The organism is Bacillus sp. XT-4, assembly GCF_050864245.1.
GTDB lineage: Bacteria > Bacillota > Bacilli > Bacillales > Bacillaceae > Bacillus > Bacillus altitudinis.
On record NZ_JBPAFI010000019.1, the window covers coordinates 1 to 1,443 of the forward strand.

Genomic DNA, 1,443 nt, shown 5'->3' on the forward strand with positions numbered 1-1,443 from the left:
CTGTGAAGTGACCCCCTAAATTTAGACGCGGTTTTTTTATGAGACAGCTTTCGAGGCATGAGTTCGATATTGTATCGGACTCATGCCTTTTAGTTTTGTCTTTATACGTGTGTGATTGTAGTAGTCAATATATTGTTCAAGTTCTTGCTTGAAGTGTTCGATGTTCTCAAATTTTTTTAGGTATAGAAATTCAGACTTTAAGATACCAAAAAAGTTCTCGATAACTGCGTTATCGTAACAGTTACCTTTTCGGGACATACTCTGTGTAATCCCACGCTTTTTTAAGTCGTGTCTATATTGCTTCATTTGGTAATGCCATCCTTGATCAGAATGTATCATTGGTTTCTCATCTTCATCTAAACGATTGAATGCCTGATGAAGCATCGTTGAGACGAGTGAATAAACAGGTCTTGAACCGACTGTATAGGTAATGATTTCACCATTAAATAGATCTAATATGGGCGAAAGATAGAGCTTCTGACCAAATAACTTGAACTCCGTTATATCTGTGACCCATTTCTCATTTGGCCTATCAGCTTGAAAATGACGAGCCAATATATTAGGCGCTATTTTGTTCACTGTGCCTCTGTATGAACGATATTTCTTCACTCGGACCATGCATTTTAGCCCTAGAACTTTCATGATGCGCTGGACTTTTTTGTGATTTACCTTTTGTCCTCGGTTGATTAGTTCATCACGAATCCGGCGATATCCATAACGTCCTTGATGTTCCTGATAAATGGTTTGAATCATCTTTTTCAGTTCGACATCCTGATCAGGACGATCTAAATGCTTGATCAAGTAATAGTAGGTACTGCGTGGAATACATGCGAGCTTAAGAAGTGATTTCACCGGATATTGATGCCTTAAATCATAGACTACTTGCGCTTTGTCTTGTTTGGTGATTGTTCCTTGTTTTGAACTAAGGCATTCAACTTTTTTAAATACTCATTTTCCATGCGCAAATGTTCTACTTCTGCCTGTAAAGCTTCCATTGAACCTTTCGTTATGTCTTGTTTTCCAGTTTTCTTTTTCATAGACGGACGCCCCTTTTTCTTAGATTGAAGGGCGTCTACTCCTTGTATTTCCAAGATGCGCTTCCAGTTCCAAAGCGTGGTATCAGAAGGCAGGTTAAAGAGTGCAGCTGTTTCCAAGATAGACGTCCCATGTTCATTCATATAATCAAGTACGTCTAGTTTATATTGGACTGGATAATTTGTATATGACTTTGAAAAAGCTTTTTTGCCATGATATTGATACTTTCTGACCCAATATTGAAGTATGCTTTTGTGCACGCCAATCTGTTTTGCAATTCCAAGCAGGGGTTCGCGTTCAACGAGGTATCGTTTTACCGCTTTGATTTTATCTTCAATTGTAAATTTAGCCAAAAGAAAAGCACCTCCAAATGTTAGACTGTGTCTAATATATGGGGTGCACTTCACT

1 protein-coding gene is annotated in these 1,443 nt (G+C 38.3%); it reads right to left on the minus strand.

The window, feature by feature from the left end:
• Positions 1 to 36 precede the first annotated feature (36 nt).
• A protein-coding gene (locus ACRRMM_RS19110) for an IS3 family transposase (RefSeq protein ID WP_428828628.1) occupies positions 37 to 1,388 on the minus strand; the annotation gives its coding sequence in 2 pieces (ribosomal slippage) (positions 37 to 944 and positions 944 to 1,388; 1,353 coding nt in all).
• Positions 1,389 to 1,443: the final 55 nt, after the last annotated feature.